This is a genomic window from Microbacterium maritypicum MF109, from assembly GCF_000455825.1.
Classification (GTDB): domain Bacteria; phylum Actinomycetota; class Actinomycetes; order Actinomycetales; family Microbacteriaceae; genus Microbacterium; species Microbacterium maritypicum_A.
Genome location: NZ_ATAO01000181.1, coordinates 1 through 13,012, shown reverse-complemented (window position 1 = coordinate 13,012; position 13,012 = coordinate 1). Strand labels below are relative to the sequence as shown.

16 protein-coding genes are annotated in these 13,012 nt (G+C 61.2%); 3 read left to right on the top strand and 13 right to left on the bottom strand.

The window, feature by feature from the left end:
* Nucleotides 1-137: 137 nt before the first annotated feature.
* The 11 genes from L687_RS30820 to L687_RS30765 form a co-directional block, all read right to left on the bottom strand.
* The gene (locus L687_RS30820) at nt 138-422 is read right to left on the bottom strand and encodes a hypothetical protein (RefSeq protein ID WP_021199658.1); all 285 of its coding nucleotides are present in this window, start codon (nt 420-422) and stop codon (nt 138-140) included.
* Between the two features lie 15 nt (nt 423-437).
* A complete protein-coding gene (locus L687_RS30815; protein WP_021199657.1) occupies nt 438-845 on the bottom strand; it encodes a hypothetical protein in 408 nt (135 codons plus the stop codon).
* The gene (locus tag L687_RS30810; protein ID WP_021199656.1) at nt 845-1,279 is read right to left on the bottom strand and encodes a hypothetical protein; all 435 of its coding nucleotides are present in this window, start codon (nt 1,277-1,279) and stop codon (nt 845-847) included. Before L687_RS30810 ends, L687_RS30815 begins: the two co-directional genes overlap by 1 nt.
* Nucleotides 1,280-1,290: 11 nt before the next feature.
* Nucleotides 1,291-1,692 carry a hypothetical protein gene (locus L687_RS30805; protein WP_021199655.1) on the bottom strand — a complete coding sequence of 134 codons (402 nt, stop codon included), beginning with the start codon at nt 1,690-1,692 and terminating at the stop codon, nt 1,291-1,293.
* Nucleotides 1,693-2,065: 373 nt separating this feature from the next.
* A complete protein-coding gene (locus L687_RS30795; RefSeq protein ID WP_021199653.1) occupies nt 2,066-3,679 on the bottom strand; it encodes an HK97 family phage prohead protease in 1,614 nt (537 codons plus the stop codon).
* Nucleotides 3,672-4,925, bottom strand: a complete 1,254-nt coding sequence (locus L687_RS30790; protein ID WP_084487311.1) for a phage portal protein — start codon at nt 4,923-4,925, stop codon at nt 3,672-3,674. The genes L687_RS30795 and L687_RS30790 overlap by 8 nt, the downstream gene beginning before the upstream one ends.
* A gap of 78 nt (nt 4,926-5,003) precedes the next feature.
* Entirely contained in the window at nt 5,004-6,452 is a 1,449-nt protein-coding gene (locus L687_RS30785; protein ID WP_021199651.1) for a terminase large subunit domain-containing protein, read from the bottom strand.
* Nucleotides 6,449-6,694: a hypothetical protein gene (locus L687_RS30780; protein WP_021199650.1), complete on the bottom strand. Its 246-nt coding sequence runs from the start codon at nt 6,692-6,694 to the stop codon at nt 6,449-6,451. The genes L687_RS30785 and L687_RS30780 overlap by 4 nt, the downstream gene beginning before the upstream one ends.
* Nucleotides 6,695-6,803: 109 nt before the next feature.
* Entirely contained in the window at nt 6,804-7,058 is a 255-nt protein-coding gene (locus L687_RS43315) for an HNH endonuclease (RefSeq protein WP_040569709.1), read from the bottom strand.
* 147 nt (nt 7,059-7,205) lie between these two features.
* Nucleotides 7,206-7,766, bottom strand: a complete 561-nt coding sequence (locus L687_RS42445; protein ID WP_152525879.1) for a hypothetical protein — start codon at nt 7,764-7,766, stop codon at nt 7,206-7,208.
* Nucleotides 7,767-7,822: 56 nt separating this feature from the next.
* Nucleotides 7,823-8,143 carry a hypothetical protein gene (locus L687_RS30765; protein WP_021199647.1) on the bottom strand — a complete coding sequence of 107 codons (321 nt, stop codon included), beginning with the start codon at nt 8,141-8,143 and terminating at the stop codon, nt 7,823-7,825.
* Nucleotides 8,144-8,709: 566 nt separating this feature from the next.
* Here L687_RS30765 and L687_RS30760 point away from each other — a divergent pair.
* Nucleotides 8,710-8,931, top strand: coding sequence for a hypothetical protein (locus tag L687_RS30760; RefSeq protein ID WP_021199646.1), 222 nt, complete (start codon nt 8,710-8,712; stop codon nt 8,929-8,931).
* Nucleotides 8,928-10,937 (top strand): bifunctional DNA primase/polymerase, encoded by a 2,010-nt coding sequence (locus L687_RS41855; protein WP_021199645.1) that lies wholly within the window; start codon nt 8,928-8,930, stop codon nt 10,935-10,937. Before L687_RS30760 ends, L687_RS41855 begins: the two co-directional genes overlap by 4 nt.
* A gap of 105 nt (nt 10,938-11,042) precedes the next feature.
* Here the strand turns inward: L687_RS41855 and L687_RS30755 are convergent, their stop codons facing one another.
* Complete coding sequence (locus L687_RS30755) at nt 11,043-11,348, bottom strand: Lsr2 dimerization domain-containing protein (RefSeq protein WP_021199644.1); 306 nt, start codon at nt 11,346-11,348, stop codon at nt 11,043-11,045.
* A gap of 17 nt (nt 11,349-11,365) precedes the next feature.
* Nucleotides 11,366-12,787, bottom strand: a complete 1,422-nt coding sequence (locus tag L687_RS41850) for a recombinase family protein (RefSeq protein ID WP_021199643.1) — start codon at nt 12,785-12,787, stop codon at nt 11,366-11,368.
* 90 nt (nt 12,788-12,877) lie between these two features.
* On the opposite strand from L687_RS41850, the gene L687_RS43255 reads away from it, so the two are divergent.
* Complete coding sequence (locus L687_RS43255; RefSeq protein ID WP_021199642.1) at nt 12,878-13,009, top strand: hypothetical protein; 132 nt, start codon at nt 12,878-12,880, stop codon at nt 13,007-13,009.
* Nucleotides 13,010-13,012 lie beyond the last annotated feature (3 nt).

Genomic DNA, 13,012 nt, shown 5'->3' with positions numbered 1-13,012 from the left:
AGACTCAGCCCAGGGGGCGGCTTATGGGCGCTTACGGTTGCGCTTGCTCAGGGCCTTGGAGATTGCGTCTCGTTCACCAAGGGTGAGGTTGTCGTACTCAGAAGGCTGGATGCCTCCGAAGACCACGAAGTCCGCCTTTAGGCGGTCTCGCTCGGCTCGGAGGCGTCGCCTTCCCCCTCTTCCTCGGTCTCCTCGACTTCCTCGTTCAGGCCGACAATGTCGTTGATCTCGGATAGGGGGAGGGCGAGTACGTCGTTGAACTTGAGGGTGGGGTTGCCCTCGCGACGCTTGACGACCAGAGCGAGGGCATAAAGGCCCTTGATCATCGGACGCTCAGTGTCGCCAATGCGGGCGATAGATGCACCGGAGAGGTCCTCAATTAGGGACAGCTCGTTGCCGGTTAGTGAATTGAAATCGAACATGATTAGTCTCGTTTCTCAGTTGAGGTTGTTTGACCGGAGAATGTCGTCAATACCGTCGGTCAGCTTGGTAATGACCTGCGACTGGCTGCGCTTAAGCGCGTCAGTCAAGAAGGGATCGGCACGGTGGCCACGGTGCGGGTCTCCGTAGTGGACGACGCCCGCGTAAGCACCGCGCCTGGCGTACCCGGCGCGGACAACGGCCTTGGTCTTGCCACGTCCAGCACGGAGGGTGCCAGCGACCTCACCCGAGTCACGGGGAGGGTTAGCAGCGGCGACGACGGTGGTGCCCAGGCTGTGCATGAGGTCGCTCATCTGGTTGAGGCTCGCGTTCGCGTCCCTCAGCTTCTTGAGGACCTCATTGACTCCCTCAATAAGGACGGTGCCGCCCTTATGGAAGCCGGAGCCAGCCTGGGCACTAGCCATTACGCGCCGTCGTCCTTGGTGGGTACACCGTCAATCTCGAACTCGAACTCGAAGACGAAAGCGGACGATGCGGAAGTGTTGGCCTCGCCACCGATAGTCGGCTTGGGGCCAATGGTCAGCGTGCCGACAAAGTGCGGCTCGGCAGCCGTCGCAACGGCGTTACCGTGCGGGGCGATTGTGTAAGCAACTCCCGTGTCACCACTGTTCTCCCAGACATAGCTCCAGAAGGACGTAGAAGCGGTGGACTGGATAGCCGAACCGCGAAGGTAGAACTGGCGAGAACCACCAGAAGCGGCATCCTCGAAAGTGATTACGTCGGAGTCCGCCTCCTCGTTCTCGATGGTGTAGCTGATCAGGTCAGCGGCGTACTCGGCTCCGGGCGAACCGAGCGTCAGGACGGGCTGCTTGTTGCCCTTAATGCGGGATGAACCCACGATGATGCTCCTTAGTTAAAGGTCACGCCGGAAGCGGTGACGTTGATTGCGATGGTGAATGCCTGGCCGTTGTTGATTGCCCACTCAAAGGGCTGCGAGAATCCGGAGACCTCGTAGCCGTCCTCAATCAGAGGACTGTCATATGAATGGATCGCCTCAATAGCGGCGTTGACTAGCTCGTCTGCCTGGTTGGTTTCAGAGCCGTTGTCTCCCTTGGATGCGGATACCCAGACCTCAAGACGCAGAGTCCACGTCTCGAAGGTCTGGCCCGCTTCTCCGTAGGGAGACCCACCCAGGACGACAGCGCTTGGTTGAGCCGTAGAGCCTGGAATGTGGTTGTAGGTGTAGACCTCAAGGCCTTCTAGGGCCTTTCGGAGGTCTTCACGGACCTCGGATAGGTGTGCTCGGTTCATGCGAAACCTCCAGGGAGGTAGGGCGCGAGCATCGGGCGTACGGCGTCCAGCGGGTCACGTCGTAGACGGATCGCGGACCCGTCCACAGCGGTGAACTGTGAGACACCCTGAGGGGCGCTTTTCCGGTAGAAGAGGTCAGCGCCAACCTCGATGTACGCGCGCTCCAGCACCTCGACGGGGACCGGGGAGACCCGGACCGGGGTGGATGGTTCCACCCCGGTCGCATAGGTGGTGCCGGTGTGACGATCAACCAGAGCAATTGCCTCGGACAGGCAGCCCTCAATGAAGGCGTCGTGTATTCCGGGGGCGCTACCAGCACCGCTTGAAACAAACTGCTTCAAACGGTCAGCTAGCTCTGGCGTTGCGGGCATGCTTAGGAAGCCGCGAACTTGACCGGGACGATGAGCGAGGTGTTCTCGTCAGCGATAGCGCCGTAGCGGTAGACCGAAACGTCGCGAGTCAGGTTGACGATGTTGTCGTCCTGGAGCGAGACAAGAGCGGAGTCGTACTGACGGATAGCAGCACCGTTGACGAACACCGCCTGGCCAGTAGCCGCACCGCTCGAAGGGGTGTCGTCAACCTCAACCGGGATGCCAAACAGCGTTGCCTGGAGGCCACGAACGTTAGCGTTACCGGCGCTGTTGCCCTCAGCTACGCGAAGAACACGGTCACCCGAAGTGGTGAGACCCACCAGGTGAGCGAATACATCTTCCGTGACGATGAGCTTGTCAACGCTGTAGCCCTGCGCCTTGAAGCGCTTGTTGGCAGCAAGAATTGCGGTCAGCCACTTAGCGGGGTCCATGGAAGCCAGTACGGCTCCACCAACAACAACACCAGCGTTGGACGCAATGGCGCGGTTTGCGGCGACGATAGCGTCAACCTCGGCGCGTAGGACGGCCTTCTTGTTGACACCGGCCTGAACGGCCATGTACTCCAGGTTGCGCTGGACAACCGGAAGGGTGGAACGCTGAATCTCCTGGAAGGAGAACTGAGTGCGGCCACCGTAGGTGTGAACCGTGGTAGATGCCGTCTCCAGCTTGAGGTTCAGGTAGGCGAGGTCGTCACCCTCGTTGAGCTGCTCCTGGATGGTTCCGGTAGCGCTCTTGAGCTTCGCGTACTCCAGGGTCATGCCCTTGCTCGGAAGTGTGCCGCGCGAGAAGGTCTCCGCGTAGATGCCAGAAGAGTTGTCGAAGATACGGGTCAGGTCACCAACCCACTGGTTCTGGAGGGGAGCGTCAGCCAGCGTGCCACCTGTGTAAGCACGGGTCAGAGCCTCCTCAGTGACGCGACCGTTGCTGGCGTTGTAGGCCTCCGTGACGGCCTCGTCGCCCTTGGCAATCGCAAGGACGGCCTCGGCAGCAGAACGGGTGTCTACCTTGGGCTTCTCGTCGCGTGCGGCGAGCTTCTCCGGAAGCATCGAAAGCTCCTGGCGGAACTCCTCTAGCTCGGCTCGGACCTCAACCAGGTCCTTGTTTTCGTCAGTCATTTCTGACCTTTCATTAGTAAGGACCTGGGGGTCCGTGGACTCCTCGCGAACTGCGAGGATGGATGCGAGGGAGTAGGCCGGTCTTGCGACAACGGACACCTCCCGAAGTCGTGTGCGGGTGCGAACGGTGATGCCGTTCTCGTCGCGGTGTTCCTGGGGGGTGAAGCCGACGGAGAGCTTGTTGAGGGCACCGTTCTTGAGCTGCTCATAGACCGACTTGGCGAGGTCGGAGAGCGCGAGCTTGGCGCGGATGAAGAGACCCTCAGAACGGGTCTCAGCGGCCTCCACAACGCCGATAGGGGTGTGGTGTGAGTCGTACAGCCAGACAGTGCCGTCAAGCTCCACAGAGCCGCTCTGGAAGCGCTCCTGGAAGCTGGTCCCCGTCTTGGGGTCATGGATAGTGACTGTCTGGTCCCAGGGGACAGCGATTCCCTCTAGGTAGCCCTCACCGGAGTCCTCGCGGTACTCCAGCTCGGCGGAGCGAATCTCAAGGTCACTCATCGGAGGCCTCCTCTTCCTGGTCGGGAGCGGCGGTCTCGTCTGTCTGCTCGAACTGCTCGGCCTGGGCGTCAAGCTCGGCCTGGGTCTTGTGATCGCCGCCGGGGATCGGCGGGAGGTTCTCGATGGAGCGGACCTCGTTGACGCTCATGAACCCGGCAGTGAGGGCCTGGGTGTGTAGCGCGTAGCGCGTGGTGGCGTCGGGGCGAAGAAGGCCCTCTAGGTTGAAGCGGGCGACTGTGCCGCGCGGGAGGAGGTCAGAGAAGGCCTCTTCGATTTCGCGGAGGTAGCGCGTTAGCGTGTACTTGGCGAAAGTGGTTTCGGCCTGGCCGATGTTGGCGTACGTTTCGGAGGAGCCTTCGACGGCTGCAAGCATGAGTACGGCGGGGATGCCAAAGAGGCGGGCAATAGCCGTGTTGTCGAACTGGCGGACCTGGAGCCACTGGGCGTCCTCGGGGCTGAGATAGACGCTCTGCCAGGACCAATCGCCGTCAAGGATCGCGGGGCCACGGTGACCGCCCTGAGTCTCGATCCAGCGGGCCTTAGCCTTCTCGGCGTTTTCGGCGTTCAGGGGGGTCTTGCTGGAGAGGATGCCAGTGGGGACACCTGAGTCCTGGAACCAGTTGGCTCCGTGGTCACGAACGTCCAGCGCGCCGCGTAGCTCGGCGTGGCAAGCCTGGATAGGGCCTCGTCCTTCCGGCTGTCCGAAAACGCGGAGGTGGCTGAGGTGCTTAATCTCAGTCGTGTCGTACTTGCGGCCCAGGTATGTGTAGCCGGTGACGTTGCCGAAGCTGTCAACCTCGATCTTCACGTCCAGAGGGTTGAGAACGCGGATACCAGTAACGCGGCCTTGGTTGTCTCTGAACACTCGCCAGAAGGCGTTCCCGTTGAGGCAAAGGGATAGGGACGTTCGCTCAAGAGAAGCTGACAAGCTTTCGTCAGAGTCGGGCCTACGGAGTAGGAGGGGCTTCTCAATCGGCTCGTCACCCTTGTACGCGTCAAGGGTGAGCTGCATAACGGATGTGGAAATGACCTGTGCGGCTCGGAAGACCGAGATGAGGCTAAGAGCTGCACCAGGGGAAACCTTCTGGTCGAAGTCCGCACGGGTAGGAACATCGTTGACCGTGGTTCCGTCATGGACGGTGCCGTTATCGGCAACATAGGGGTTGGTAGAGCGGGCCTGAGGAGCATTGCTCGACTCAGACCCGCTCGAATTGGTTCCCCAGAAGGAAGACCAGAAACCGGCCAATTGAGACCCTTAGAAGTAGTAAACGTTGACTACTTCAATGGTCCCGTTAGGCCGATCTAGTTATCCGGGACAAGGTGTCTAGTAGACGCCGACTGACCGTTCTTGCTGCTGCTCTACGACGTAGGCACCTAGAGCGGTGGCGATTACTGCGTCAATCTCTACTGAGCTGCTTGTCTTGTCGATGCGGTAGACGTCACCCTTTTGCTTTCGCACAGCTCGGGGCATCTGCACACTGAGCAGCGGCTCACCGCCGTGCACAAGGCCCTTTTGCATCACTTTGGAGTAAAGGAAGGACGCGGAGTTGACGGCGTCGGTAGCGGTACCAATCCAGACGGGATAGTTCCGCTTCTTCAACTCCATGAGGAACGGACGGAGCTTGTAGCCGTCCCCCGCGTACATCACCGGGCCATGCGCCCAGAGCTTCTCCGCAAGCCGAATGAGCTGCTCCGTTGTCGGGTGCACCAACCACGCCACAAGCTCGGTGTGAATGCGTCCGTCGGGGGTCTTCCGGTGAGCTGTGACCGTCGCGTATCCGTCCTCCGGGGTCTGGTCGAACGTGAAGACCAGGGGTCCCTCAGCCGGCCATATGTAGCCCTCACCGCGTTGGCAACTCATCCACCTGTCGGCGGGCATGTACGGGTTGGAGGACGCTGTGAACCGGTTGAGGTCATAGCGGAGAACGTCCGGCTCGGGGGTGCCCGCAAGATCAGCGAGGACGGCCCTCTCAGACTTGCGGCCAGAGGCAAGGGCGGGCTGACAGGCGTACAGGAACTCCAGCAGCTCGTCACGGTCGGTCGGTACGCGAGACTCGGGGGCCTCCCAAGCGAAGAAGCCGAACTGCTCGAAGTCAGGGTCCCCGGCCATGGCCTTCTCACCGTTGGCGTACAGGTTCACCAGTAGCTCTGAGTCCTCGTAGGCTCCTGCCGTGGTGATGCCCACCAGGATGGTGTTGTGTCGGCCACCCATACCCTTGAGCAGTGCCGTCCACAGCTCGGACTTGAGGACGTGGACCTCATCGACGATGCCGGTACTGACAGGGAGACCCTGGAGGGTGGACCCCTTGGCGGCGCGGATCTCGTACCGGCCTCCGGTGGTGGAGCGGATGCCTCGACCCTCGGTGAGCTTGTCGAACTTCTTCTTCATGGAGGGGTTGCCGTTGATGGCCTCCATGGTGCGGTTGTAAACAAGACTCGCTTGTTGCGCGGTGGACGCAATGCCGATCACCAGCGGCTTGGCTTCCCTCAGGAGCGCAACCAAGCCCAGGGCAGCGGCAATCTCGGTCTTACCCGACTGGCGAGGGATGCTGACAACAACCTGGCGGTAGCGGAGCTTCCCGGCCAGCTCATGGCTCTTGGGGTAGACCTCCAGGGCATGACGGAGTAGCCAGCACTGCCACGGCTCCAGCGTGTATCCGAACGCCACGCGCCAGACAATCTGAATGATCTTCTCGTACCGGTCCCAGAGGCTCGGGAAGTCGGGAGAGAGGGGAGCGGTGAACCGTGCTGGCTTGAGTAGGTGGGGCGTCACTGGTCCTGCTCCGCCTCAGCTAGAGCCTTAGCCAGCTCGTCCTCCTGCTCGACCTTCACGGGCTTCTTCTTGAGAAGGGACCGGTAGGTCAAGCCGAACTGCGAGAGCAGCGCGGGAGTCATCTTGGTGTCAAGCTGGGCTGCGGTTTGCTCAAGGAACACCACAGCGGGGGAGTCCTCATCTGCCAACCAGTCAGCGGCATCGGTCAGGAATGTTTCAACGGCCTCCGTGAAAGTCTTCATGGGGTTGTGCGTCCAATCTGCGAATATTTGCAACTCGCTGCGTTAAAAGGAGAGGTGGGGGCGGGGTGAGGGTGACCCCCACCAGGAAAAGCGGAGGAGGCGGAGCGGCTCACCAGAGCGAATCCAGCCAGCGAGGGTTGAACCCGGCATTTCGGATTAGTACCCTGTCCTGCTTCTTTGAGTTGCATGGAAGGCATGCAGCAACAAGGTTGCTTAGTTCATCGCGTCCACCTTGTGCCTTGGGTGTTACATGGTCAGCAGTGGTGGCCTCTCTACCGCAATAGGCACAGGTGTACCCATCCCTCTCTAGAACGGCCTGTCTGAGGGCCTCCCATGCGGGGCCTCTGGAGGACTGCTTACTCATAGGTGTCCTCCTCACGGCGGAACCCTGCATAGGAGGGCTGTGGACGCCCTTCTATATAGGCCCCCATATCAACCTCCCGCTCAGAGGCCTCCTCTGGGGTGGCCTTCTTGGAGGGCTTGACCTCGATGGTGAAGCTGAACCGGATTCTCATGAGGCCTCTCTGAGGGCGCGCCTGTAGTGGGTGTTGCAGAGGCCCTTTGCATGGGAGTCCTCTGTGCAGTCCTCGGCGGTGCACATCGGCTTGTCCTCTAGGGGGGGTCTGCCACCGGGGTGCCTGATGAGGCGGGCCTTGTCGTAGGCGGTCCAGTCGAAGGGCGCTTCTTCGGCGTGCATCTCGGCGTGCTTGAGGCGGAAGGCGGCGGCGGCTTCTAGGTCGAGTACCCAGGTGCCGTAGGTCTTGTCGCACCTTTCGCACCGGACTACCTGTGTGATTCCGGAGTCGTCTACCCATACGACGCCTGGGGGACGGGGTGGCTTGTCCTTGTTCTTCTCGGCCTTGCGCTTGAGGTAGTACTCAGAGCGGTACTTGCGTGCCGCTTCTGCGCAGAGGGCGCATCGGCACTTGTATGAGCCGTTGTACCGCGTGATGGTGCCGTGTTCGGGGAGCGTTGGGTTGATTCGTGCTGTTTGGTTGCCTCGGATGCGTCGTTGGTCGGCTAGGCACCCGGCGCATGGGCACCCGTACTGCTGTCGGGTCCATGCGGACACTGGGCGGTTGGGTAGGTGTCCCTCAGGGGTCTCCTGAGGGGGGTCTAGTCGCTCGGTCACTCGGAGTCGGCCTCCTGTGTGATGAGGTCACCAATCTCAAGGTCACCAAGTACGCCAAGACCAATGCCGCCTTCTTCCATGAAGCCGATGACCTCAACGTCGTGGGTGTACTGACGTAGGGACTCAATGATGAGGGAGTCGTGTACGCGGGTATGTACTCGGTGGATGGTGACGGGGCGGTCGTCTCGGATGCTTCCTGCTACTACGTGGACCCCGGCGATGGTTCCGAACTTGGGGGAGCGGAAGATTTCCTGGACTACTGCTGTGCCTCCCCGGAAGGTTGCTTCCTTGGTGGCCTTGATGCGCTTGCTTGCCATGCTATGTCTCGTTTCTGTTGGGTGCATGTACTGTTACATACAATGGTACCTGGAATGAGACAGGGTGATGATCTATTAGATAACCTCAGGCATCCGTAGACAGCGTCAGTGCAGCACCAAAACCATGTGGGCCTAGAGGCCCACTATATGGTTGATATGGTCCAAGCCCTGCAATCTCGCGGGAGTTGAAGAACCATATGAAGGCGTCAACATATGGTTTCATATGGTCTTGACGGAATGGGCATCTAGGGTAGAGAGCTAGACCTTCTATAATGGAATCACCCTGTTTCAAACCTGGTATCCTAGATGTACCAGGTTGGGAATGCTCAGAAGGCTCTAGGCGTTACATCTGGTACAGGCCGCGAAGCCAAGCCCCAAGGGTGAAGAGCTGATCCGCCTAGCTGGTCCGGAGGACGCTTCCTATTCCTTCTTTCTGCCCCTCCGGGCCAGCACCCTTCATCTACAGCGAGAGTCGAAACTGGCTGTGACCCCTAGGCTTCAGGCCCCGGACTTGGGTACTTCGACTCTCCCCATGTCCGGGGTCTGTCTACTTAGAGAGTCGAACAATGAACAACAACGAAGAGTCCTTCAACTGGGACGAAGTGATCCGAGAAGCAAACGCGCTACCCGCTGACTACATGGCGGAGGCGTTCGGGAAGCAGTCCACCCACTACCTGACGCTGGCAATGAACGCCACGGATCAGGGCGAGCGTGACCGCTACCTGGCGCTGTGCCTCAGCTTCACCGAAGCCGCGTTCGCTGAGCTGGGCAAGGAGGGTGCAGCGTGAACCCGCTAGACAAGGCCCTCCAGCTTGCTGACCTGGGCATGTACGTGTTCCCCCTGAACGGCAATAAGCGGCCCACCCTCCCTGAGGGGTACAACGGCCACCAGCGTGGACAGGGCGGCTTCTACCACGGCACTACGGACCCGGCAGTCATCCGGCAGATGTGGACCGACCACCCCGGCACGGAGGTTGGTGTGTGGGCGGGGCCGTCCAAGGTCGCATGCCTGGACATTGACTTCGACCCCACCAAGGGCATTGACGGCATCGGGACGCTGGAGCTGTATGAGCTTCCCTACGGCTCCCCGATCAGTCACCCCTCCCCGCGAGGAGGGGAACACCACATCTACCGGGCACCCGAGAACACACCCGGACCGAAGCCCGGACTCCTCAGCGGTGTGGACCGCAAGTGCGGGGCAAGCTACTTTGCTTGGCGGGGTGACGTTCCCACACGCCAGGAGCTGGACTCCCTACCGGAAGCTCCAGAGTGGTTCATGGGACCAGCTCACTCCTCCCGTGCAACCCTCACCGGCGTCGCCCCCATCACGGACACGGAGCTGGACAGCGTGCTCAAGCTCCTCCCGGAGGGTGCCAAGCGGTGGAATATCAACACCGAGACACACCACTATCAGGAGATGTTTGAGGCGGTCGGTGAGGTCATGTACTTCACCGTCTATGACCCCAAGGCCTCGGGCCTGGCTGACCAGTTCGGTGAGATTGTGAACTCGTTCATGGCCTCCGCCGTCACCTCCATCCCGGAGCATGAGCGACCCAAGAAGCTGCGTGACGCTGCTGCATGGTGGTACGCGCGTTGGACCGCCGATGAGTTCGCGGCAGGGTACCGCTGGGCGTGGAACATCCTTGCGTACGGTCCTGCCACCTCCGCTTCCCCGGCTGCGGAAGTTCCCGCGCCTCTGGCTGCTGCGGTAGCGGAACACTCGGAGGGCAGCTCCTGGGAGCCGGTTGACCTGGAGCTGTTCCTGTCTGGTGAGTTCAAGCAGGAGTACCCGGCGATCATGCACCGCGAGGACGGACCGGCCATGTTCTACGCCGGGAAGGTCAACGATGTCCACGGTGAGAGTGAGTCCGGCAAGTCTTGGATCGCGCTGTCGGCAACGTCTGAAACTCTCCAGCTCGGTCAGCGGGTCATCTTCATGGATCACGAGTCTGACCCTCAGACGGTCATTGGGCGTCTGCTGCGACTCGGCGTCACCAAGGATCAGATACGCGCCGGACTCGACTACCGACGCCCTCAGGAGTTCCACCTGTCGGAGGAGATGACCAAGGACATGGCGGCGTTCGATGCTCTGGCTTCCAACAAGGCCGCGCTGATCGTCATTGACGGTGTGACAGAGGCTATGGGCCTGATGGACATGTCACCTCTGGACAACGATGAGATCCGCAAGTGGTGGAACTCGTACCCGCGCCGCCTGGCCCGCGCTACCGGCGCGGCTGTCGTCCTCATCGACCACGTAGTCAAGTCATCGGACGGTCGCGGACGGTTCGCGTTCGGTGGTCAGCACAAGATGGCAGCGGTTGACGGGGCGTCGTACTTTGTGGACGTGGAGGAGGCCCTAGGCCCCGGCAAGATCGGTTCACTCAAGGTGTACGTCACGAAGGACCGCCCCGGTGGCGTGCGTGAGTTCACCGGGAAGGCCGACAAGGACCGTAAGGCCCTCTTCGCAATCTACGAGCTGGACTCGATGACAGGGCTTCTCTCCGGACGCTCCAAGGCCACGCTGCACCACTTTGGTCAGTCCAAGGCACTCCAGCTTGAGCTTGAGAAGAACGCCACACGGAAGGCCAACGTCCTTGAGGCGCTGGAAGCCCTCGGCGGCTACGCCACCAGCCAGAGTCAGCTAGTGGCAGAGGTGAAGAAGAAGTGGGAGACAGTGACCCCCAATGAGGTGTCCTCAGTCCTCAAGGACCTGGAGTCCGAAGGCAAGATCACCCGCCCCGAAATGCCGAACGGTAAGGCCAAGCCGGTGAAGCTGCTGGAACCGACCGCCTAAACAGAAGAAGCCCCCGCCTCGGTTGAGGTCGGGGGCTTCTTGTCTGTACAAGCAGAGTCTTATGTATCTTATCTACAAGTAGGTAGCAGTGCTTATCTGCAAAGTTCAGTGCTCCTGGTCGTAAGCCTCGATGACCGTCTGAGGCATGCGGCCTCGGTGTGTCGGCTCAACCAGTCCCTTCTCCTTGGCCCAAGCGAGGATGCCGGGGCGGGTGCCCTTCTTGTAGTTGCCGGAGGCCGCGACCTTGGTGGCCTTCTTGACGAAGGGCTTCACCGCGTCCTTGAGTGCCGCCAGCGACTCGGGGCCAAGGTCGATGGTGTAGCGCTCTCCGTCAACGGAGAAGGTCACAGCCTTAACCCCTTCCTCGGTCTTGCCGTCAAAGTCGTCAACGCGAATAGTCTTGGTAGCCATGAAGGTCAATATAGGCCTTAGAGGGTGAAGTGTTCAACCTCCCCCTTGATCAAAATGCGCTTGGCACCCTTGCCACCCTTAGCAACCTCAATGGTGAGGGTCTTAGCAAGGTCCCGCTTCTCCTCAACAGTGAGGGTCTTGAAGTACTCGATCCACGCAACGGTGAACTCCACGCCGGTACCCTGCACGCCGCCCATGAGATCTGCGATCCGTGCGGCCTCTGAGGTCGCGGTGCGGTTCTCCAGCCGCTCACGCTCTAGCCGCTCGATCTCGTCGGCTAGCTCAGACAGGCGGGCCTCCACGCCCTTCCGGTCCACACCCTTGATGAACAGGAGCTGGGTTGTCTCCTGCCGGTCCTTCTGCGCCTCCAGGAGATCGTCCTCAATCTTGCGCACCTTGGCTACGTCTGCGGCTTCTACGGTGCCCCAGCGGGCGCGGTGGTTCGCCTCGAAGTAGAGGGCGTGCATGATCCGATCCTCAGCAACATGCTTGGCAATAGAGCAGTGCTTGCGGGTGTCCCCGGCTTCACGCTTCCGCTCGGTCTGCGTCTGGCACTGGTAGTAGTCCTTGCGGGGGTACATCTTCAAACCACACACTCCACAGGTCATGACGCCGGACAGCCACGACTTGGCGACGGGGCGACCGTTGGGGGAGGGCTGGAGGGCCAGCTTGAGGCGGATCGCGTCCAGGTCCTCGCGAGAGACAATCGCGGTGATCTGAGACTCAACGTCCAGCGGCTGGCCCTTGTGCTCGACTACGCCCGCGTTCCTCCAGCGGCGGAGGACGTTCTTGACGCTCGCGGTGCTCCAGAGCTTCCCGGACGGGCCAAGCAAACCGGCAGCGTTCCACTGCCTCATGAGCGAGGTTGTGGACCCTCCAGCGAGGACGTGGGCAACCCCGTCCCGGATCGCGTCCGCCTCGGCTGGCTCCAGCTCCAGGCCGCCCTTCTTCCAACCGAACGGGGTACGCCCGCTGATCGGCTTGCCCTCCTGGAGCCTCTGCCGGTGCGCGGCCTTGATGCGGTCGGCCTTGTGCTCGGACTCGTGCGCCGCCACGTCCACCTTGATTCGGAGGAACAGCTTCCCGTTGGCGGTGGTGAGGTCCACGCTCTCGGACACGGTGCGGATGTTGGCACCGGACTTGGCGTTGAGGTCGATCAACCGTTCGCCGTCCTCGGGCTTTCGGATGAGGCGGTCAAGGTCCCAAGCTAGGAGCGTGTCGAACTCGCCGCCCTCGGTGCGCTTGAGCATTTCCTCAAAGGCGGGGCGTACCCGCTTGCTGTAGCCGGACGCGGATATGTCGTTGTCCTCGAAGACCTGCGTGATGTTCAGGCCGATCCTGGAGGCCAGCGCCTCGCACTCTGCGCGCTGGCGGGCGACGCCGCGCCCTAGCTTGTCGGAGTCGCGCGAGATGCGGAGGTAGAGGGCTGTCCGTGACATGCCCCTAAATCTATCGTGCTATTCGCCGTGTATCCAGGGCTGTTCATCCTCCGGCTCGGCATCGGCTGACCGCACGACGAAAGGACCACCATGACCGCACGAACGCAGGAGCAGCGGCGACGCCCCTGGCATGACGCCGCACCCCGGTTCCGCGCCTTCATCGACGACGAAACGGGTGATGTTCCCGGATGGGTGCTCGTCACGTTCGTGACTGTGTCCTGATCC

Coding starts and splice junctions, on each gene's coding strand:
- L687_RS30820 (WP_021199658.1), bottom strand. CDS start 422: ATGTTCGATTTCAATTCACTAACCGGCAACGAGCTGTCCCTAATTGAG.
- L687_RS30755 (WP_021199644.1), bottom strand. CDS start 11,348: ATGGCTACCAAGACTATTCGCGTTGACGACTTTGACGGCAAGACCGAG.
- L687_RS43315 (WP_040569709.1), bottom strand. CDS start 7,058: ATGAGTAAGCAGTCCTCCAGAGGCCCCGCATGGGAGGCCCTCAGACAG.
- L687_RS30780 (WP_021199650.1), bottom strand. CDS start 6,694: ATGAAGACTTTCACGGAGGCCGTTGAAACATTCCTGACCGATGCCGCT.
- L687_RS30760 (WP_021199646.1), top strand. CDS start 8,710: ATGAACAACAACGAAGAGTCCTTCAACTGGGACGAAGTGATCCGAGAA.
- L687_RS30765 (WP_021199647.1), bottom strand. CDS start 8,143: ATGGCAAGCAAGCGCATCAAGGCCACCAAGGAAGCAACCTTCCGGGGA.
- L687_RS43255 (WP_021199642.1), top strand. CDS start 12,878: ATGACCGCACGAACGCAGGAGCAGCGGCGACGCCCCTGGCATGACGCC.
- L687_RS30815 (WP_021199657.1), bottom strand. CDS start 845: ATGGCTAGTGCCCAGGCTGGCTCCGGCTTCCATAAGGGCGGCACCGTC.
- L687_RS30795 (WP_021199653.1), bottom strand. CDS start 3,679: ATGAGTGACCTTGAGATTCGCTCCGCCGAGCTGGAGTACCGCGAGGAC.
- L687_RS41850 (WP_021199643.1), bottom strand. CDS start 12,787: ATGTCACGGACAGCCCTCTACCTCCGCATCTCGCGCGACTCCGACAAG.
- L687_RS30805 (WP_021199655.1), bottom strand. CDS start 1,692: ATGAACCGAGCACACCTATCCGAGGTCCGTGAAGACCTCCGAAAGGCC.